Origin of the sequence: Blautia intestinihominis, assembly GCF_040096655.1 — a bacterium.
GTDB classification, from domain to species: domain Bacteria; phylum Bacillota; class Clostridia; order Lachnospirales; family Lachnospiraceae; genus Blautia_A; species Blautia_A intestinihominis.
Genome location: NZ_JBBMEI010000025.1, coordinates 1 through 20,881, shown reverse-complemented (window position 1 = coordinate 20,881; position 20,881 = coordinate 1). Strand labels below are relative to the sequence as shown.

20 protein-coding genes are annotated in these 20,881 nt (G+C 46.4%); 16 read left to right on the top strand and 4 right to left on the bottom strand.

Features of this window, described 5'->3' with window-relative positions; translation table 11 throughout:
- Positions 1-144 precede the first annotated feature (144 nt).
- The 8 genes from WMO75_RS09350 to WMO75_RS09315 all read left to right on the top strand — a co-directional run bounded on the left by WMO75_RS09350 (position 145) and on the right by WMO75_RS09315 (position 11,456).
- A complete protein-coding gene (locus WMO75_RS09350; protein ID WP_349077936.1) occupies positions 145-2,640 on the top strand; it encodes an HlyD family efflux transporter periplasmic adaptor subunit in 2,496 nt (831 codons plus the stop codon).
- A 10-nt stretch (positions 2,641-2,650) separates the two neighbouring features.
- On the top strand, positions 2,651-3,889 hold the full coding sequence (locus WMO75_RS09345; protein ID WP_349077935.1) for an ABC transporter permease: 1,239 nt from the start codon (positions 2,651-2,653) through the stop codon (positions 3,887-3,889).
- Between the two features lie 224 nt (positions 3,890-4,113).
- Positions 4,114-4,980, top strand: a complete 867-nt coding sequence (locus WMO75_RS09340; protein WP_022214864.1) for a cell wall hydrolase — start codon at positions 4,114-4,116, stop codon at positions 4,978-4,980.
- Between the two features lie 139 nt (positions 4,981-5,119).
- Complete coding sequence (thrC, locus tag WMO75_RS09335) at positions 5,120-6,610, top strand: threonine synthase (protein ID WP_227222409.1); 1,491 nt, start codon at positions 5,120-5,122, stop codon at positions 6,608-6,610.
- Positions 6,611-6,855: 245 nt separating this feature from the next.
- The gene (locus WMO75_RS09330) at positions 6,856-8,448 is read left to right on the top strand and encodes an MBOAT family O-acyltransferase (protein WP_227222410.1); all 1,593 of its coding nucleotides are present in this window, start codon (positions 6,856-6,858) and stop codon (positions 8,446-8,448) included.
- Positions 8,435-9,430 (top strand): SGNH/GDSL hydrolase family protein, encoded by a 996-nt coding sequence (locus tag WMO75_RS09325; RefSeq protein ID WP_349077934.1) that lies wholly within the window; start codon positions 8,435-8,437, stop codon positions 9,428-9,430. Before WMO75_RS09330 ends, WMO75_RS09325 begins: the two co-directional genes overlap by 14 nt.
- Positions 9,431-9,433: 3 nt before the next feature.
- The gene (locus tag WMO75_RS09320; RefSeq protein ID WP_118698389.1) at positions 9,434-10,150 is read left to right on the top strand and encodes a response regulator transcription factor; all 717 of its coding nucleotides are present in this window, start codon (positions 9,434-9,436) and stop codon (positions 10,148-10,150) included.
- The gene (locus tag WMO75_RS09315; RefSeq protein WP_227222411.1) at positions 10,131-11,456 is read left to right on the top strand and encodes a sensor histidine kinase; all 1,326 of its coding nucleotides are present in this window, start codon (positions 10,131-10,133) and stop codon (positions 11,454-11,456) included. Before WMO75_RS09320 ends, WMO75_RS09315 begins: the two co-directional genes overlap by 20 nt.
- 76 nt (positions 11,457-11,532) lie before the next feature.
- On the opposite strand, the gene WMO75_RS09310 is transcribed toward WMO75_RS09315, so the two are convergent.
- Positions 11,533-13,290, bottom strand: coding sequence for an Rqc2 family fibronectin-binding protein (locus WMO75_RS09310; protein WP_349077933.1), 1,758 nt, complete (start codon positions 13,288-13,290; stop codon positions 11,533-11,535).
- 23 nt (positions 13,291-13,313) lie between these two features.
- Positions 13,314-14,156, bottom strand: coding sequence for a YitT family protein (locus WMO75_RS09305; protein ID WP_173906539.1), 843 nt, complete (start codon positions 14,154-14,156; stop codon positions 13,314-13,316).
- A gap of 185 nt (positions 14,157-14,341) precedes the next feature.
- On the opposite strand from WMO75_RS09305, the gene WMO75_RS09300 reads away from it, so the two are divergent.
- Genes WMO75_RS09300 through WMO75_RS09270 form a run of 7 tightly spaced genes read left to right on the top strand, consistent with a single transcriptional unit; the run spans position 14,342 to position 19,742 of the window.
- On the top strand, positions 14,342-15,220 hold the full coding sequence (locus tag WMO75_RS09300; RefSeq protein ID WP_291581436.1) for a YicC/YloC family endoribonuclease: 879 nt from the start codon (positions 14,342-14,344) through the stop codon (positions 15,218-15,220).
- Positions 15,221-15,239: 19 nt separating this feature from the next.
- Complete coding sequence (locus WMO75_RS09295) at positions 15,240-15,512, top strand: DUF370 domain-containing protein (RefSeq protein ID WP_022214855.1); 273 nt, start codon at positions 15,240-15,242, stop codon at positions 15,510-15,512.
- Positions 15,505-16,128, top strand: a complete 624-nt coding sequence (gene gmk, locus WMO75_RS09290; RefSeq protein ID WP_118698387.1) for a guanylate kinase — start codon at positions 15,505-15,507, stop codon at positions 16,126-16,128. The genes WMO75_RS09295 and gmk overlap by 8 nt, the downstream gene beginning before the upstream one ends.
- Positions 16,129-16,182: 54 nt before the next feature.
- The gene (gene rpoZ / locus WMO75_RS09285) at positions 16,183-16,518 is read left to right on the top strand and encodes a DNA-directed RNA polymerase subunit omega (protein WP_022214853.1); all 336 of its coding nucleotides are present in this window, start codon (positions 16,183-16,185) and stop codon (positions 16,516-16,518) included.
- 54 nt (positions 16,519-16,572) lie between these two features.
- Positions 16,573-17,910 (top strand): 30S ribosomal protein S12 methylthiotransferase RimO, encoded by a 1,338-nt coding sequence (gene rimO, locus WMO75_RS09280; protein ID WP_291581077.1) that lies wholly within the window; start codon positions 16,573-16,575, stop codon positions 17,908-17,910.
- A complete protein-coding gene (gene pgsA, locus WMO75_RS09275) occupies positions 17,894-18,439 on the top strand; it encodes a CDP-diacylglycerol--glycerol-3-phosphate 3-phosphatidyltransferase (protein ID WP_118698385.1) in 546 nt (181 codons plus the stop codon). Before rimO ends, pgsA begins: the two co-directional genes overlap by 17 nt.
- Positions 18,440-18,470: 31 nt before the next feature.
- On the top strand, positions 18,471-19,742 hold the full coding sequence (locus tag WMO75_RS09270; RefSeq protein WP_349077932.1) for a competence/damage-inducible protein A: 1,272 nt from the start codon (positions 18,471-18,473) through the stop codon (positions 19,740-19,742).
- 92 nt (positions 19,743-19,834) lie between these two features.
- On the opposite strand, the gene WMO75_RS09265 is transcribed toward WMO75_RS09270, so the two are convergent.
- Together WMO75_RS09265 and WMO75_RS09260 are read right to left on the bottom strand one after the other, a co-directional pair.
- On the bottom strand, positions 19,835-20,107 hold the full coding sequence (locus WMO75_RS09265; protein ID WP_022214849.1) for a hypothetical protein: 273 nt from the start codon (positions 20,105-20,107) through the stop codon (positions 19,835-19,837).
- Positions 20,085-20,456: a hypothetical protein gene (locus WMO75_RS09260; RefSeq protein ID WP_022214848.1), complete on the bottom strand. Its 372-nt coding sequence runs from the start codon at positions 20,454-20,456 to the stop codon at positions 20,085-20,087. The genes WMO75_RS09265 and WMO75_RS09260 overlap by 23 nt, the downstream gene beginning before the upstream one ends.
- Before the next feature lie 159 nt (positions 20,457-20,615).
- Here WMO75_RS09260 and WMO75_RS09255 point away from each other — a divergent pair, with 159 nt between their 5' ends.
- Positions 20,616-20,741 (top strand): hypothetical protein, encoded by a 126-nt coding sequence (locus tag WMO75_RS09255; protein ID WP_264466899.1) that lies wholly within the window; start codon positions 20,616-20,618, stop codon positions 20,739-20,741.
- Positions 20,742-20,881: the final 140 nt, after the last annotated feature.

Below are 20,881 nucleotides of genomic sequence, written 5' to 3'. Positions count from 1 at the left end.
AAAAAATGAATTTTAAGGTTCATTTAAGTTTAATTCACCGGGCTTTCACAGATCGCACAATAAGTGAACACACCTTTTTGCTAAAGTATATCCCAGAGACAGAGAACAGGAGATCCGATCACACGGACGGCTTGGAGGGTAAAGATGTTTCATAAGGGAAGAAAAGTGAAAAAATCCAAAAAGAAAAAAATAATAAGTCTGATCGTTGTCGTAGCAGTGGCAGGAACGTCAGGAGCGGTAGTCTACAGGAAAGTGAGACGGCCGGTGGCAGCAGCCACAGAAGTCAGCAAGGTACAGACAGCAGAAGTAAAAAAAGGAAATATCTCAAATACGATCACAGGAACCGGAAATCTGGAGCTGGATGATGCAGAGGCGGTGTCGATCCCATCAGGATTGACGATTGGAGACGTTCTGGTTGAAAGCGGAGACTACGTTTCGGCGGGAACGGTTCTGGCAAACGTTGACAGCGCATCCGTACAGACTGCAATAGATGAGATCCAGAGCGAACTGGAGGAGCTGGATGAGAAAATCCGCACCTGCCAGGAAGACGAGGATGCAAATGCAGTTGTAAGCTCGGTGTCAGGCAGAGTGAAGGCGATCTATGTTGAAGAAGGATCGGATGTTGCAGATATCATAACAGAAAAAGGCGCATTGATAGAGCTGTCACTGGACGGATATATGGCAGTATCTATCGAAAAAACAGATTCTGTAGCGGCAGGAGACAGCGTTTCGGTAACTTTATCCGACGGAACCGTAGTTACAGGAACTGTAGATACACAGGAAAGTGGCAGTACGATCATTACCGTCACAGATAATGGGACGACTCTGGGTGATGAGGTGAGTGTATCTGACAGTAACGGAAATGTGCTTGGAAGTGGTACACTTTATATTCATCAGGCATTTGAAGTCACAGCGGCAGGAGGAACCGTATCTTCGGTATCTGTGACCGAAAATGCATCCGTCAGTGCAGATGATGAGCTTCTGGTCCTGGAAGGGACGGAGAGCAGTGCGGAATATGAAAAACTGCTGCTTGTCCGTAAAGCAAGGACAGAAACACTACAGAAACTTGCACAGCTTGCCAGATCGCCGCAGATCATTGCAGAGCAGGATGGAATCGTACAGGACGTAAATGTGGCAGCAAGCGGAACGACTTCCTCAGAATCTTCTGCGCAGAGCAGTACCACCAGCGGTGCGGGAAATGCATCACAGATGGCATATACAGGGCAGGATCTTTCGGATCTTACCTTTACACAGCTCTCTTTTGATGACGGGACAACACCGGTCATTGTGGAGGAAACAGAAAATAATTCCGATGACACGCAGGATACCGTACAGGATCAGCAGATTGCTTTTTCCATAGTGGGAAGTGGAAACTCGACAGGCTCTCTTGCAGTGATTCCGGCGCCGGTGACCGGTCAGACACCAGTGACAGACATTTCTGCTTCAGGCGGTATCTATTCGGGAGTGATCACCTGGAACCCGGCTGACAGTGTCTTTGCAGCAGGGACAGGATATAAGGCATTGGTCGTTCTTTCGGCAGCAGAGGGCTATTGCTTTACCATGGCAAGCATTCAGGGGATTGAGACAGGAACAGTATCCGGTGTGCAGATCTCTGATAATGGAAAAACACTGGAATTTCAGATGGTATTTCCGGAAACAGCAGCGGAAAACAATAATTCAGGTGACCAGATCGGCGATAATGGTAATTCCGGACAGGAATCAGATTCGACTGTAACAGATGGAAGTACATCACAGAGTTCATCGAATGAACAGCAGTCAAATGAACAGCAGGATACAACAGGCAGCACACAGAATAACGAAAACAGCAGCACTACACAAAATTCAGCCGCAGCAGGAAACGGTAACAGCCAGAGTGCAAAGGCGGGGCAAAGCACCGGAAGCACAGGTGCAAGTGCCAGTGGAACTGCAGGCACAGCAGACAGCACTTCCACATCCAAAGAAGACAGCACGGAGGACGCTGTAGATTCCGCCAGTCAGTACAGCACCGATGTCACAGCTTTTACGATCTCACCGGACGAGAACAGACTTCTTTCTGTAAGTGTGGATGAACTCGATATCAACTCTGTAGAACACGGTCAGAAAGCAGTCGTGACTTTTGACGCGATCGAGGATCAGGAATTTGAAGGCGAAGTGACAAAGATCGGAAACACGGCAAGCGTCAGCGGCGGAGTTGCCAAATATACGATCACGATCACAATTCCAAAAGATGACAAAATGAAACAGGGCATGAACGCTTCCGCGACGATCACGATCGAAGACCGTGAAGATGTCCTTACCCTTCCAATGAATGCACTGCAGGAAAAAGGGGACCGCACCTTTGTATATACCGAAAAAGATGACGATGGAAATCTTTTCGGCGAGACAGAAGTGACGACGGGGCTTTCTGATGGAAGTACCGTGGAGATCACAGACGGACTGGAAGAGGGTACGACGGTGTATTATCTCCGTTCAGAGAGCAGCTCTTCCGGCAGCAGTACAGATATGCCAGACATGCAGATGCCGGATATGAGCGGGGGCGGCATGGATGGCGGCGGTATGCCGCAGATGGACGGAAACGGCGGTGGTGATATGAGTGGAGGTCCTGGCGGCGGAGGCGGTCAGGGCGGACCGGGAAAGTAGGTGACGGAAAATGAGACTTCTGCAGTCTTTCAAGATGGCATGGTATGCAGTTTCCACAAATAAGCTCCGTACTTTCCTGACAATGCTTGGGATCATGATCGGTGTGGTTGCACTGGTGATCCTGGTGTCCATTGCGGACGGCGCGACAACCTCTGTTACCGATGAGATTTCCGGGATGGGCTCCAGCTACCTGACCGTTACGATCAGCGATGACAAGGAAAATCCACTCAAATTAAGTGAGATTTCCGGTTTTGCCGAGCCGGATGAAGTGGATGCGGCTGCACCGATGGCAAGAACCAGCGTGACAGCAAAAAGCGGCTACACAAGCGAATCCATGACCCTGATCGGAACAACGGGCAGCTATCTGGACATCCAGCAGATGGAGATACAATACGGACGTTTTATCAAAAACGCTGATGTGGAAAACAACACCAATGTCGTGGTCCTCACTTACGATACAGCGGTAGAGCTTCTGGGAAGGGCAGATGTCGAAGGCGAAAAGATTTCTCTCAACGGCAAAAGCTTCCTGGTTATCGGAGTGCTGACGGAGGACAGTTCCTCTTCACTTACAAAGGGAACAAATATGATGAGCAGCAGTTCTGACGACGAGGATTCCGGCAGTTCCGTGGTCCTTGAAGGATACATTCCGTTTTCTACCATGACACGCCTTGCAGATAATATCCTGAATGTGACACAGTTCTGTGCTTCTGCGACCAGCGAGGAGACTCTGGATGAAGCCGAAAATGCCCTGACAAAGCTCCTTATGGAGCGGTTTGAATACGATGAGGATGCTTTTTCTATCTCAGATCAGTCGGAGATCATGGATACGATGGAAAGTGTCAACAGCACGATGGCACTGATGATCGGTGGTATTGCAGCAATCTCCCTTCTGGTCGGCGGCATCGGGATCATGAACATTATGCTGGTCTCCGTGACAGAGCGTACCAGGGAGATCGGAATCCGAAAAGCGATCGGGGCCTGCAAGAGAACGATCATGATGCAGTTTCTTCTGGAAGCGCTGATCGTCAGTATCATGGGCTGCTTCGCCGGAATCGGACTTTCGTGGGTGATCCTGAAGCTTGTGGGGATTTTTACCCCGTCCATGCAGTTTACGATGGATATGCGTGTGGTATGGGTCTCCGTAGCATTTACAGGTCTGATCGGTATCATCTTCGGCCTGTACCCGGCCAACAAAGCAGCCAGAAAAAGCCGATCGACGCACTTCGCTATTCAGGTTAAACAGCGATAAAAATCGTGTCGAACGAAAATTGTTGACCCTCGCAGAGAATACTCTTATAATAATGATATCTGCAGATCGATCCATAACAACCAAGTCTTCCAAAGCCCTATCAAGAAAAAATACTTGACAGGAGCACGATTATTAAATATAATTTTCTTATAAATTACGAAAATATTACAGAAAAAATAATTTCAGAAAAGAAGACATAATGAAATTGCAAGGATTATAAGAGTATGAAGAAATCAGAATTATCAGAGAATCAGAACCCGGAGCCCGTTAAGGGTAAGAATAAGACGAACAACAGGAAGAGACTGCCAGCCTCATTGAGAGCCTTTGTTTCACTGAGCGTATGTGCCGCTACCGTACTGACCGTATCCGGCGGTCTTAAGATCGCGGACAGCCTTAATAAGCAGAACAGAGTCTATGCGGCAGCAGACAGCACAGGAAGCAGTATTTATGAAGGTGCGAATTATGATCTGCCATCAGGGATCGCAGGTGTGGCTTCCGGCGTGAGTGGGACTCCTTCTGCGGGAATGACGATCAACCGTATCGGAACTTCCTGCGAGGACGTGATCGTAGGCCAGCGCGTACAGAAGATCACCAGCCAGGCAGTTGAGATGAATGTCAGTGAATCCATGGCAACGACCATCGACGATTTTGATTCCAAGGTCGTATCTTCTGCGAAGATGATGTCCGATGAGGATTATCAGAACCTTCTGCAGATCGTGGAGGCAGAAGCAGGAACAGAGGATATCAAGGGCAGGATCATGGTTGCCAATGTGATCATGAATCGTGTGAAATACAGTGAATTTCCAGATAATGTCACAGATGTCATCTGGGAGTATGATAATGGCGTAGCTCAGTTTTCGCCGGTCGAGGACGGACGGATTTCAGAAGTCACTGTTTCACAGGAGACGAAGGATGCCGTCAGACAGGTCCTTGAGGGAACGGATTATTCCCAGGGTGCGCTGTTCTTTATCCAGAAATCAGCCGCGGCCAGGGACAATATCTCCTGGTTTGACAAGAACCTCAAGAAGCTGTTCAAGCACGGTGTACATGAATTTTATACATATCCGGATGAGGTGCTTGCAGCACACTAGAATACAGGGACAACGTATACAGCTCCGAGAGAATGAGAATCTTTCGGAGCTTTTTGAATTTTACTATGGAATTTTACACGTTACCGTGGTATACTATGACAAAAATCAAAAAAGAACCAAAGAAAGGCAGGAAGGATACATGCAGGTATTATATAAGAGCACCAGAGGCAAAGGCGAGACAGTAACAGCGTCTATGGCTATTTTGAAAGGACTTTCCGAAGACGGAGGTTTGTTCGTACCTACTTCTATTCCGAAACTGGATGTTCCTGTAGAGAAACTTGCTCAGATGACATATCAGGAAACAGCCTATGAAGTTATGAGCCGTTTTCTTACAGATTTTACAGAAGAAGAGCTGAAGAACTGTATTGTAAATGCATACGATGAGAAATTCGACACCACAGAGATCGCACCGCTTCATGAGGCAGATGGAGCTTACTATCTGGAACTGTTCCACGGTTCTACCATCGCTTTCAAGGATATGGCACTGTCCATTCTTCCACATCTTATGACAACAGCAGCGAGAAAGAACCAGGTCAAGAACGACATCGTGATCCTGACTGCAACTTCCGGAGATACCGGTAAGGCTGCACTGGCTGGTTTTGCAGATGTTCCGGGAACAAGGATTATCGTATTCTATCCGAAGCACGGTGTAAGCCCGATCCAGGAGAAGCAGATGGTAACTCAGAAAGGTGCCAACACAGCCGTTGTAGGTATCACAGGAAACTTCGACGACGCACAGACCGCAGTCAAGAAGATGTTCAACGATAAGGAACTTGCCGCAGAGCTTAATGAGGCAGGCTTCCAGTTCTCCTCCGCAAACTCCATCAACATCGGCCGTCTGGTACCGCAGATCGTATATTATGTATATGCTTATGCGAAACTGGTCAAGAAAGGTGCCATCAAGGCAGGAGATGAGATCAATGTTGTTGTTCCTACCGGAAACTTCGGAAACATCCTTGCTGCATTCTATGCAAAACAGATGGGACTTCCGATCCACAAACTGATCTGTGCTTCCAATGAAAACAAAGTCCTGTTTGATTTCTTCCGTACAGGAACTTACGACAGAAAGAGAGATTTTATCCTTACAACTTCTCCATCCATGGATATCCTGATCTCCAGTAACCTGGAGCGTCTGATCTACCGTCTCACAGGAGAGAATGCAGAGAAATGTGCAGAACTGATGCAGGCATTAAGTCAGGGTGGGGAATACACGATCACAGACGAAATGAAAGCAGGACTTGCTGACTTCTACGGAAACTACTGCAGCGAAGCAGAGACCAAAGAAGCGATCCATGAGACATTTGAGAAGGCAGACTATGTGATCGATCCGCATACAGCAGTTGCAGCAGGCGTTTACAAGAAATATGTCAAAGACACAGATGACACTCTTCCGACTGTGATCGCATCCACAGCAAGCCCGTACAAATTCACAAGAAGTGTTATGGCTGCAATCTCCAACAAGGGAGAGGGACTGGATGACTTCGCACTGGCAGATGAGCTGACCAAGATCTCCGGTGTCAAGATCCCGAGAGCAGTAGAGGAGATCCGTACAGCACCTGTCCTTCATGACAGAGTTGTAGATGCACCGGATATGCCGGCAGCAGTTAAGGACATCCTTGGAATCCACTGAGAATAAACTATAATCAAATAACGAAGTAATAATAAAAGATATCCTGACAGATCCTCTGTTTTATTGAGCAGTGTGGTCTGTGCAGGATATTTTTTTATGGGGAAAGATGGAAAATTAAGAAACTTTAAGAAATGATTCAGGAAATGTTAAAGAGACTGTGTAAAAATATGACACGTAAGGGCAGGTGAAAGTTAGAAACATGACATACTGAACTTTTGCGATTTTAAATATGGAGGATAACTAATATGGCATATCATCAGGGAATCTACCTGTTCTGCTTTCTTCCTTTTGTTGTACTTGTTTATGCATTGACTCCCAGGAAAATCCGGCGTGCGGTCCTGATACTGGCAGGATACGTCTTTTTCTGGTCTTTCAGCCGCTGGCTTGTCGTTTACCTGATCGGAGTAACGACATTGATCTATGGAATCGGACGTCATATGGATCATCTGAAAGCTGAGGGAAAAAAGAAGGCAAAAGAACAGGGAGCCAGAGAGCCCCGTACTTTCATAAAGAAGCAGTATAAGTCCAGAGAAAAAAGAACGCTGATCGCAGGGATCCTGCTCCTTCTGGGGATCCTTGGATATCTGAAATATTGTAATTTCTTTGTGACAAATATAAATCATATCCTTGAAATGTCAGGAAGATCAGTCTTCCTTCAGCCGCAGACACTGCTGGTTCCGATTGGAATCTCTTTTTACACACTGGAAGCTGTCGGATACATGGCAGATGTGTACTGGGGCAGGATCCATGCGGAGAAAAACTGGGCAAAAATAGCATTGTTTCTTGGATTTTTTCCGCAGATCATGGAGGGACCGATCGGTACGTGGAATGAGACTGCTGATGCACTCTGGGAATGTGCACCAGTACGCATGGAAAATCTTGCACAGGGAGCCATACGTATTGTATGGGGAATGTTCAAGAAGATCGTAGTTGCAGACAGACTCTATATGATCGTACAGATGATCTTTGAACATTATCAGAATTACCATGGCGTGATGATCCTGGTCGGGGCAGTTTCCTATACGCTGCAGCTTTATATGGAGTTTTCCGGCTGCATGGATATTGTGATCGGAAGCGGAAATCTGTTTGGTGTGGCTTTGCCCGAAAACTTCCGTCAGCCATTTTTTTCTGGAAATGCTTCGGAATTCTGGAGAAGATGGCACATTACTCTGGGCGCATGGCTCAAAGCCTATGTGTTTTATCCGGTTTCTGTCTCCGGGATCGTAAAAAAATGGAATCATTTTGGAAGAGAACATGCAGGAAAATATCTTACAAAGATGGGCATTTTTGCCCTGACGCTGTTTCCGGTCTGGCTCAGTAACGGTCTGTGGCATGGAGCACAGTGGAATTATATTTTTTATGGAATGTATTATTTTGTGATCCTGCTTGCAGGAGAAGCGGTGGCACCTGTCAGGGAAGGAATCCTTAAGAAGTTTAACCTGAACGAAAAGGCACTGTACTGGAGAGTTCCGCAGATATTAAAAACCTGGGTGATCATTTTTACAGGAGAGATGTTTTTCCGGGCAAATGGACTGAGAGCGGGTCTGCATATGTTTGGAAGTATTTTTCATGGATTTGAATTGCACAGACTCTGGGATGGAAGTCTGCTTCGCTTAGGTCTGTCTGTACCTGACCTTGGAATTACTGTCGTGGGCATCCTTGTGGTCACTGTTTATGATATTCTGAAAGAAAGGGAAATGCTGAACTGGTCAAAACTGCAGCAGATGAAAGTTCCGTCACGGTGGCTTTTGTACTATGTACTTATTTTTGCAGTAATTCTGTTTGGAGCATATGGCACCGGTTATCAGCAGGTAGATTTGATCTATGCAGGATTTTAGGAAAAAAATAGTAAGGCCGGTGGCTTTCTGTGCGATTCTTTTGTGCCTTCTGATGGCAGCTTCTGCGGTGATGTCTGCTCTGGCACGGACAAATACAGATCTGGTACAGAACAGAAACAAGAGTATGGTTGAGCTGGAAAATGAACCGGCAGACACGATCGATGTTCTTGTGATCGGAGACAGTGAGAGCTATACAACCGTTTCTCCAATGGAAATCTGGGACAAGGAAGGCATTCCTTCCTATGTAGGCGGGCAGACCGGTCAGAAAATACAGGAGAGCTACTACATGCTCAAAAAAGCACTCAAAACCCAGAAACCCAAAGTTGTCGCGATCGAGACAAATATGATATTCCGACCGCAGAGCGCAGTGCGTGGTATCAAAGAGACTCTGGTACAGACGATGCTTTATTATTTCCCTGTATTCCGTCTTCATAATTCCTGGAAAGCATGGGTGACAGGAGAAGACAAAAGGAGTCAGACGTTTTATAAAGGATTTGTTCTCAGAGATGTTGTGGAAGCCTATACAGGTGGATCTTATATGAAAAAAACCGCCAAAACGGAACGGATGTCCCGCATTACAAGATTTATGATGGATCAGATCGTCAGCCTGTGCAGAAAAAATAATATCCAGCTCTTTCTGTACAGTGCGCCGTCTCCGAAGAACTACTCTTTCCGGAAACATAATACCATGGAAGCATATGCGAGAGAAAACGGACTTAAATATCTGGATCTGAACCTGAAAATTAAAGAACTGGGTATAAACTGGTCGGAGGACAGCCTTGATAAAGGTGATCATCTGAACATACTTGGGGCTGTAAAAGTATCAGATTATCTTGGCAGATACCTGAAAAAAGAGTATCATCTAAAGAGCAGAAAAAGTGAAAGTACATACAGATCCTGGAATGAATCTCTGATACAGTACCGGGAGGCGGCGCAAAATGCAGAAAAACAGGCAAAAAAGAAAGTAAAGGCGGGGAGCTGAACATTGAGTAAAGAGAGAATATTGATCGTTGAGGATGACGCAGATATCCGAGAGGGTGTCCGGATCCTTCTGGAAAGTGAAGATTATATGGTAGATGAGGCAGAGGATGGCAGAGAGGGGCTTGAGAATCTTCGGGATGACACAGATCTTGTCATTCTGGATATTATGATGCCGGGAATCTCCGGACTTCGTACCTGCGAGGAAATAAGAAAGATATCGAATGTCCCGGTGTTATTCCTGACGGCTAAAGTACAGGAATCTGACAAGCTGATCGGACTGATGGCCGGAGGAGATGACTATCTTACCAAGCCGTTCTCCTATGCAGAACTTCTGGGGAGAGTCAAGGCACTCCTTCGGAGATATAAAGTTTATATGGGCAAAAATGAAACATCAGAGGGTCAGGAGGATAATTACATAAAGATCGGCAATATACGGATCAACCGCAATTATAATGAAGTATTTGTGGATGGAAAGGAGAAAGAGTTTTCGGAACTTGAGTACCGGATCCTGCTTCTTCTGATGGAACATCCGCGTAAAATATTTTCTGCACAGAACATTTATGAAAGTGTCTGGAACGAACCATATTTTTATTCCTGCAACGGTACTGTGATGGTCCATATCCGGAAACTCCGGGTAAAGATCGAAAAGAATCCTCAGAATCCCAGATATATAACGACCATATGGGGAAAGGGGTATAAATTTGACGCAAGGTATTCCTAGAAGAAATTCTCTCTATTTTCAGCTTCTGATCCTGCTACTGTTTTCCATGCTGGCTGCAGTAGGCGTGTTTTATGGGGCAGACTGGATTGGCGAAGAAATGGTTTATGAGTACTATGTCAATTCTGATTATTCCGAGCGAAAAGATGAACTGTATGTTTCGAGACTGCAGGAGTATGTTTCACAGGAAAAATTAAGTACGTCTGACGTTCTGGTACTGTCAAAATGGATGGATAAAGAGAAAGTGCTGAGTTCCATGCTGGTGTTTAAGGATGATATCTTGGTTTATGATTCCGATTATCCGGAAGAGCTGAATATTCGCAATGAAAAAATCCCCAAGAACTATTACGGATGGAATGCGTTTTATTCTGTACAGTTTTCAGATGGGGAGGCAGAAATTTCCCTCTCAGGAGTCTATGATTACCAGCTGTACAATTATATGATATTTGCAGCACTGGCTCTTTCAGCGGTAGTATTTGTTATTCTCGTCCTGATGGGGATTCGAAAAAAGATGAATTACATTTGGAAACTGAGCAGGGAAATTGAGATCCTTGAAGGGGGCGACCTTGACTATTCTGTTACTGTTTCCGGGAAAGATGAACTTACAGCTCTTGCACAGGGGCTGGAATGCATGAGGAAATCTTTTAAGAAACAGGTGCAGCAGGAAGCAGAGATCGTGAAGGAAAATCAGAAAATAGTCACACAGATGTCCCATGATCTGCGGACTCCTCTGACTTCGATCATGCTGTATACAGAACTTCTTGAAAAGGGAACCTATAAAGACGAGGAACAGTTTTGCGAGTATATAAAAAAAATCCACCGCAAAACAAGACGGATGAAACAGCTCACAGACAATCTGTTTGAGTATTCACTGGTAAGCAGTGATCAGGAAATCTCCATGGAAGAGCCTGAAAGCGAAAAAATTCTGTTTTATGATCTGTTTTCGGAGACGATCAGTTATCTAGAACATCAGGGGTTCCAGGTGGATTTTCAGGTAGAATGGTCAGATTCCAGAATGCAGGTATCAACGGACTATGTTTCCCGCATCCTGGATAACATCACTTCCAATATTCAGAAATATGCAGATAAAAAAGCACCAGTTACAATAGGAACAGCCAGACGTAATGGCATGAGAGGATTTTATTTTGAAAACAGGATCTCCTGCACAGGAGATCCTCAGGAAAGTACAGGTGTGGGAATCCAGAGTATCAAAAACATGATGACAAAAATGGGAGGCAAATGCACTGTCAGTCAGGAAAAAGACATTTTCAGACTGATATTATATTTTCCACATTGTGAGATACTATAACTGTTCAGGAGACACGCCATGCAGCGAAAAAGGCTGTAACTCAGAGAAATGATCTGAGTTGCAGCCTTTTTTCTGGTTATTTCCCGGAAGGAACTTCCTGGATTCCTGTGATATCCGGCTCTGCCATCAGGGAGTAGTTCGTGTAGTAAACGACAAATCCCGGTTTGGCACCGCCCGGTTTTTTGACATGTTTTTTCTGAATGTAGTCGATCTCGACTTTTGGGGCAGTGCGGCCTTTGGAGTAATAGGCTGCGAGGCGGCCTGCCTCCTCAAAAGTGCGGTCCGGAAGTTCTCCGTCCGGAGTTTTGACAACGACATGGGAGCCTGCCATCTTTTTGGCGTGGAACCACCAGTCGTTTCCGGTTGCCTGTTTGAAAGTCAGCTCATCATTCTGGAAGTTATTTTTGCCGACGAAGATATCAAATCCGTCACTGGAAACATAGTGGAATGGTTTGGACTTGGTCTGCGCCTTTGCACCTTTTTTGCCGGAATAATGTTTTTTGATGTAGCCATATTCGGTCAGCTCTTCCTTGATCTGGCTCAAGTCACTCTCTGCGAGGGCGATATCAAGGGCGTTGGAGATGGATTCCAGATGCTCGATCTCGGATTCTGTATCGGCAAGCTGTTCGGTAAGAGCTTCCTCAGTACGTTTGAGTTTGCCGTAGCGGTCGAAATATTTCTTTGCATTTTCCTGAGGAGTCAGGGTCGGGTCAAGAGGGATCGTGATCTCCTCATTGGTGTAATAATTCAGTGCCTTGAAGGATTTACATCCCTCTTCCAGGCCATAGCCGTAGGTATTGATGAGTTCGCCGTAGACTTTGTATTTGTCCTTCTTGGCAGTGTCTTTCATCTGTTTCTGCTGAAGGGCGTATTTCTTGCGGTTACGCTCCAGGGCAGTTTGTACGATCCTTCGAAGATCAGAAGATTTCTGACGGATACGGTTCAGGGTATCGCGGGATGCGTAATAGGTTTCCAGCATGGAAGAAACGGTCGGGAAAGTTTCACTGTGGTATTCGCTTCCGTACTGTGTCAGAGGAAGTACAGCGTATTCTACCGGCTCGTTGTCACGGTAGATGATGTTCGGTGTGAAATCTCCTTCTACGACCTGATCCATCAGCCGGCGGAAAGTGTGGTAGAGATGTGTGGCAGCAGTCTCGTTCAGAGACTGTGCGGCATCGCTTCCGTCGATGGAGGCACGGTAGCAGATCTCCTCTGCGATCAGCGGGCTTAAGCCGGTGAGAGAGGTGTAGAGTGCCTTGGATATGTTGCATGGTTTATGGCAGATCGTTTCGATGAATTCTGTCTCTGTGATCGTCAGCGGGTCAGATTTCTCCTGTGTGTGCGGAAGAAAATAATCTCTTCCAGGAAGAACCTCACGGACAGAACTCATATGAGAAGAAACGTGCTTGATACTGTCGAGGATCATGCGGTTTTCGTCGCAGAAGATGATGTTGCTGTGCTTGCCCATCAGTTCTACGATCAGGAACTTCTTACAGGGATCGCCCATCTCATTGCGGTGTTCCAGCTCAAATTCTACAACACGTTCCATGCCGGGCTGGCGGATGCTGCTGATACGGGCACTGCCGATATGCTTACGGAGAAGCATACAGAAGTTCGGCGCGGTGAGCGGACTTGGTTTGTTTTTGTCAGTGAAATAGATCAGAGGAAGAGAGGCACTGGCAGAGATCAGAAGCCTGCACTGTCCGTTTGCTCCCTTTCCTGTGATCATAAGAGCATCTGATTCAGGCTGGGCGATCTTGTTGAAACGCCCTCCATCGAGATTACGGTGTAATTCCTGAACCATTGCGGCAATGGTAATTCCATCAAAAGCCATAATAAAAATCTCCTTTAGTTAAATCAGACATTATGGAATCCCTTACCGATGATCTCACTGGTGTTGGAGATCAGAATAAAGGCGGTTGGCTGATTTTCTTTTATGTAGTTTCTCAGACGGACTGCCTGAGGACGGTTAAGTGCGGTTAAGACGATGTATTTGTCTTTTCCGGAAAAAGCACCCTGTGCGTGGACCACAGTTGCGCTTCGGTTGAGATCGTGAACAAGGAAGTCACAGATATCATCCGGGTTGTCACAGACGACATTGAAATACTTGGAAAGGTTGAAACTCTCGATGAAGTTGTCGATCATGAAAGAACGGACCGCAAGACCAAGGAAAGAATAAAGACCTGTCTCAATGTTGAACACGAAGCAGCCTGCAACCGTGATCATGATATCTGTCACGAGAAGTGCCTTGCCGATATCAAAACTGCTGTATTTCTTGAGGATCATCGCAATGATATCCGTACCGCCGCTGGAAGAACCGATGTTAAAAAGGATCGCAGAACCAAGTGCAGGAAGTGCGATGGCAAAACAAAGTTCCAGCATCGTCTGGTCAGTCAGCGGATGCTCCATCGGACATACACGTGAGAGGAAAGACAGTGCTACGGAAAGCAGGATACTGCAGTAGGCTGTCTTGGCAGCGAATTTACGTCCAAGCACGACGAAACCGAGTGCAAGAAGCAGCATGTTTACAATGAAAGAAAAGTCACTGGCGGAAATGTTTGTCTTATCAGCGACAAGGACCGCCAGACCTGTGATGCCGCCAAAGGTAAAGTTGTTTGTAAATTTGAAAAAATAAGTACCGACTGCCATGATCAGGGTGCTTCCTGTCAGCAGCGAAAAGTGTTTGATTTTTTCATTCATTTTTGTATTTATCTCCTCCGTGAATTAAGTACGATATAGCCATATTGTAACCTTTTAAAGATGGAAATGTCAACGCACCTGCCGGTAGTTGATAAAATATTTATAAAAAAAACGAATTGACTAGAATTTTAGAATGCACTATAATAAATCTGTATGTAGAAAAGACTTGCAAAGTGAGAAAACCTATGATAAAAAGTATGACAGGCTTTGGCCATGCAGAAAAAGTAACAAAGCAGCAGAAGATCACAGTAGAACTGAAATCTGTCAATCACAGATATCTGGATCTGAACATCAAGATGCCGCGTAAATTCAATATGCTGGAGGGACAGGTACGTAACCTGATGAAGCAGTATATGCAGCGTGGCAAGGTAGATGTTTTTATTACCTATGAGGATTATACAGGAGGCAATGTTGCCCTTAAATATAATCATGATCTGGCAGCCGCTTATCTCGGCTATCTGAAACAGATGTCAGAGGAGTTCGGGCTTGAGAATGATATCCGGGTGTCAACACTTTCCCGTTATCCGGAAGTTCTGACGATGGAAGAACAGTCCGTAGATGAGGAGGAACTCTGGAAATCTCTGGAGGAGCCGCTTCGCGAAGCCTGCGAGAAATTTGTGGAGACACGTGCCAGAGAGGGTGCACATCTGAAAGAAGATCTTCTTGCGAAGCTGGATGGTCTGGATGAAATGGTCTGCAAAGTAGAGACCCGTTCACCGGAAGTAGTCCGTGCGTACCGTGAGAAGCTGGAGCAGAAGGTTCATGATCTTCTGGAGGACAGCCAGATCGACGATAACCGTATCGCGGCAGAGGTGGTCCTTTTTTCTGACAAGATCTGCAATGATGAGGAGACCGTCCGCCTGCACAGCCATATCCTTGGAATGAAGAAGATCCTGAATGAACAGGAAGGCGTGGGACGCAAGATGGACTTCATGGCGCAGGAGATGAACCGTGAGGCGAATACGATCCTGTCGAAATCCAGTGATCTTGAAGTTTCCGATATCGCGATCGGACTCAAGACAGAGATCGAGAAGATCCGTGAGCAGATTCAGAATATTGAGTAATGGAGGCAGCTGAGTTTTTGTGGCTAAGTTAATTAATATAGGATTTGGTAATGTGGTAAATTCCCGCAAGATCGTGGCAGTGGTCAGTCCGGATGCCGCACCGGTAAAGCGAATGATACAGAGCATCAAGGGCACACGTTCGCTGATCGATGCGACACAGGGGCGCAAGACGAAGGCAGTGATCGTCACATCCGACGATTATATTGTTCTGTCAGCACTCCAGCCGGAGACGATAGCCAGGAGATTTGCAGAGGCATATGATTATGAGGAGAGGGAAGAAGAACATGAGTAAGGGAGTTTTGACAGTAGTGTCCGGATTTTCCGGAGCCGGCAAGGGCACAGTGATGAAGCGTCTTCTTGAGAAGTATGACGACTGTGCACTTTCTATCTCTGTTACTACCAGGAAACCGCGTGAAGGTGAAGTGGACGGCAGGGATTATTTTTTCAGGACAAAAGAAGAAGTAGAGGCGATGATCGAGGCTGATGAGCTTCTGGAGTATGCGCAGTATGTAGAGAACTATTACGGAACTCCGCGCTCTTACGTAGAGGAGATGCTTTCCAAGGGCAAGAATGTGATCCTGGAGATTGAGATCCAGGGGGCAATGAAGATCAAGGAGAAGATCCCGGATACAGTCCTTATCTTCGTGACACCGCCGACGATCCAGGAGCTGAAAGACCGTCTGGTAGGAAGAGGAACCGAGACACAGGAAGTTATCGAATCACGTCTTAAGAGAGCTTCTGAGGAAGCAGAGGGAATCGAGTCTTATGATTATCTTCTTGTGAATGACGTTGTGGAGGACTGCGTGGATGAACTTCATGAGATCATCCTGAGTGAGCGCCGCCGCGCAAGTCGTAACGAGGAATTTATCCGAACGATCCAGAAGGAATCCCGGGAATTTTTTAATTAAGTAAGTAAGGTCACCCTTATAATATAAACTGAAACATGAAAGGAGAATTTTAATATGATACATCCGTCATATACAGAACTGATTCAGGCAATCAACAACAACGCAGAGGAAGACGACAACACAATGATGCTCAACAGCCGTTATTCTCTGGTACTTGCAACCAGCAAGAGAGCAAGACAGCTGATCGCAGGAGCAGAACCGCTTGTTGATGGTGCGGCAGGCAAGAAACCGCTTGCGATCGCGATCGACGAGTTATACAAAGGCAAAGTTAAGATCGTAGCAACCTCTGAGGAAGAAGCAGAGGAAACCACACCGGCTGCTTCCGAAGAAGCTGTAGAGGAGACAGCAGAGACTGCTGCAGAAGAAACAACCGAAGAAAATAACCAGTAAACTACCATGATCAGAAGACAGCTTGTCTTCTGATTATGTGTATCAGGAGATTATATGAAAATTTTATTTATATCACTGGGCTGTGACAAGAACCTTGCGGATTCAGAGGAAATGCTCGGACTTCTTACCGGAAGCGGGCATGAGATCGTGGATTCCGAGGAGGAAGCAGATGCGATCGTGATCAATACCTGCTGTTTTATCCATGATGCCAAGGAGGAGAGTGTCAATACGATCCTTGAGATGGCAGAATATAAAAAAACAGGCAATTGCAAAGCACTGATTGTAACTGGCTGCATGGCACAGCGCTACAAAGAAGAAATCACACAGGAGATCCCGGAGGTGGATGCCGTTCTCGGAACCACATCTTACGGCGACATTGTAAAGGCATTAAACGAAGCACAGGCAGGAAATGTTTTCCAGGAGTTCCGCGATATCAATGAACTTCCGGAGGACTCCGGCAGACGTGTGCTGACAACGGGCGGCCACTTTGGTTATCTCAAGATCGCAGAGGGCTGTGACAAGCACTGCACCTACTGCATCATCCCGTCCCTTCGTGGCAGATTCAGAAGTGTTCCGGAAGAACGACTTCTTGCACAGGCAGAATACATGGCATCTCAGGGAGTCAAGGAGCTGATCCTTGTAGCTCAGGAGACCACCGTTTACGGTACAGATCTCTACGGCAAAAAAACACTCCACATCCTGCTTAAGAAGCTCTGTCAGATCAAAGGAATCCGCTGGATCCGTGTTCTCTACTGTTATCCGGAGGAGATCTACGATGAGCTGGTCCAGGTCATGAAAGAAGAAAAGAAGATCTGCAATTATCTTGACCTTCCGATCCAGCATGCAAGCGACCGTATCCTTAAGAGAATGGGCCGCCGCACGACAAGGAAGCAGCTCGAAGACATTATCGCGAAACTTCGCCGTGAGATCCCGGACATTGTGCTCCGTACTTCTCTGATCACTGGCTTCCCGGGTGAGACCCAGGAAGATCATGAAGAACTGATGGAATTCGTGGATGAGATGGAATTCGACCGTCTCGGCGTGTTCACTTACTCACCGGAGGAAGGAACACCGGCAGAAACCATGGAAGGACAGGTTCCGGAGGAAGTTAAGGAAGAGAGAAGAGATGAACTCATGTCTCTCCAGCAGGAGATTTCTCTGGAGAAGGGTGATGAGCGGATCGGACAGGAACTTGTTGTTATGATCGAGGGTAAAGTATCCGGCGAGAGCGCCTATATTGCGAGAACTTATGCAGATGCGCCGAAGGTTGACGGATATATCTTTGTTCAGACAGGGGAACTTCTTGTGACAGGTGACTTTGCACGTGTCCGTGTGACAGGTGCGCTGGAATACGATTTAATAGGAGAATTAGCTGATGAATACACCGAATAAACTGACAGTGGCCAGAATGATCATGGTTCCGTTTCTTGTTGTATTTCTGCTGACAGGATGGGGCGGAGAGGCAAATCGCTATATCGCTCTCGTTATCTTTGCAGCAGCCAGCATCACAGACTGGTTTGACGGATACCTGGCCCGTAAAAATAATTTAGTAACAAATTTTGGTAAATTTATGGATCCTCTTGCGGACAAACTTCTTGTGTGTTCTGCAATGATCTGTATGATCGAACTTGGCAGACTTCCGGCCTGGTTTGTTATCATTATTATAGGAAGAGAATTTATTATCAGTGGATTTCGTCTGATCGCTGCAGAGAATGGCATTGTCATCGCAGCGAATTACTGGGGCAAATTCAAGACAGCATCACAGATGGTCATGATCATTTTGCTGATCCTGCATTTTGATAACATTGCTGCATTTGTGATCCTGGAGCAGATTTTTATCTGGATCTCTCTTGCACTGACCATCATTTCACTGATCACTTATATCTGGCAGAACCGTTCCGTTCTGTCCATGCAGGAGTAATCCGTTTTTATAATCAGGAGGCAGATATCAAATGATAACAGAGCTGATTTCTGTAGGAACAGAAATACTTCTTGGAAATATTGTGAATACCAACAGCGCATATCTTTCCGAAAAATGTGCAGAGCTTGGGCTTTCTGTCTATTATCAGACAGTTGTGGGAGACAATGAGACACGTATGCGCGAGACCATTCAGACGGCACTGGACCGTTCTGATATAGTGATCCTCACAGGTGGACTTGGACCTACCGAGGATGATCTGACGAAGGAAGTTACCGCTGAAGTCATGGGAATGAAACTGGTGGAGGATCGCCACAGCAGGAAACTGATGGAAGCATACCTCGAGCAGTATAAGAAAAACAACCCTCAGCGCAAGATCACAGCCAACAACTACAAGCAGGCAATGGTCCCGAAGGGAGCGATCGTTCTCGATAACCACAATGGCACCGCACCGGGACTGGTCCTTGAGAAAAAAGGCAAGACAGCCATCCTTCTTCCAGGACCTCCAGGTGAGATGAGACCGATGTTTGAGGAGTCCGTTTTTCCATATCTTCGCAAGAAACAGCCGGAGATCATTTATTCCCAGATGGTGAAGATCTGCTCGATCGGTGAGAGTCAGGTTGCAGAGGAGATTGAGGATCTGATCGAAAGCCAGACCAATCCGACGATCGCACCATATGCCAAGACCGGTGAGGTACATCTTCGCATTACCGCCAAGGGCAAGAATGAGAAGGAATGTAAGAAACTCATCAAACCTGTTGTCAAAGAACTTAAGGCAAGATTCGGAAGAAACATTTTTGCGACAGAAGAATCCAAGTCTCTGGAGGAAGCTGTGGTAGATATGCTGAAAGAACAGGAAATGACACTTTCTCTGGCAGAATCCTGTACAGGCGGTGCGATCGCCGCAAGGATCGTCAATGTGTCAGGTGCTTCTGAGGTATTTTTGCAGGGCATGGTTACTTACAGCAACAAAGCCAAGAGAAGATGCCTCGATGTCAGTAAGTCCACACTTAAGAAACACGGAGCTGTATCCGAGGAATGTGCAGCAGAAATGGCAAAGGGAGGCCGCAAAGCCTCCAAGACAGATATCTGCCTTTCCGTGACAGGGATCGCAGGCCCGGGCGGTGGAACAAAAGAAAAACCGGTCGGAACCGTCTTTATGGGATGCTCCTATAAGGGCTGCACGCAGGTAAGAGAATTCCATTTCCAGGGCAACCGTGCAAGAGTGAGAGAACAGACCGTTGCACACGGACTGGCATTCTTACGCGACTGCATGATGGAACGCGCTGATAAGGAAAATAATTAAGATCCATATGAGAAATCCCCCGCTGTTGAGCTGGACAGTGGGGGATTTTTTTGTCTGATTTATTGAGAAGATGTCAGTGGTGTGTCTGCTGCCTATCGGATCATCCGCATCAGGCTGACGATCTGATCAAGCTTTGCCGCCTCTTTTGGCGATTTTCCGGCTTTGAGGACATTCAGGATTGCTCCGATCTCATCAGACGAGAACTGAAGTCCGTTCTGCCGCCCCTGTGCAGCGGCACTCATCAGAAATGGAAGCATATCAGACGGGGATCTGCCTCCGCTCTGGTCTGCGAGGTTCTGTAGGAGGGCAAGTTTTGACGGATCGATATTTTGGAGTTTGGGGTCATTCTGCCATTCCTGGGTCATTTGGATCACCTTCTTCCTGGTCAGAGTGGCTCATAACCTGTATCAGCTGCATCATGACAAGAAAGTTGCTGATCTGGTCAAGCTGCCTGCGGCTCCTGCCATAGCTGAATTTCCGAAGATCATCCAGAAGTTCGGAAGGACTGGAAACAGAAGAACTGCAGATCTGCATATCAGGCTGTCTGCCGCGGAATAATGCCAAGGTGTTTGAGAGTTCTCTGGTTTTGGTGAACACGGAGAGAAGCTGCTGGCCTCTCGGGGAAAGATAAGGAATAAAAGCTTTCAGCATCTGCGACTGGTCGTCGGAAATGAGCTGGTCGAATTTTGTCTGAGCGATAATTTCCTCTTCCATAAGGCAAAGCTCCTTTTTTTATTACGAAGATATGCTTTTTGCTTTTAGATTATGACGTGGGAGGATGATTTGACATAAGATAAATAGTAAGAAAGATCAGAAAGGCAGCAACCATGGAAAACAAAAAAGAAAAGCTTGTGCTGGACGGAAATGCTTTTTATGAACTGGACCTGGAATGTCTTAAGCATAGAAGGGAAAATATGCAGAGAGAAAAAGAGCGACGGGCAGAAAGAAACAGACAAAGGCAGAGGAAATGATCCTCTGCTTTTTGTCTGCAGACTGTAGTTTGTTGAAAGGGGCGGGATCAGCATCCACATCCTCCGCAGCCGTTACCGCAGCCAAAGCCGTTGTTGCCGCAAAGAAGAAGCAGAACCACGATGATCCAGCAGTTGTCATTGTTACCGCATCCACAGCCATTGCCGAGA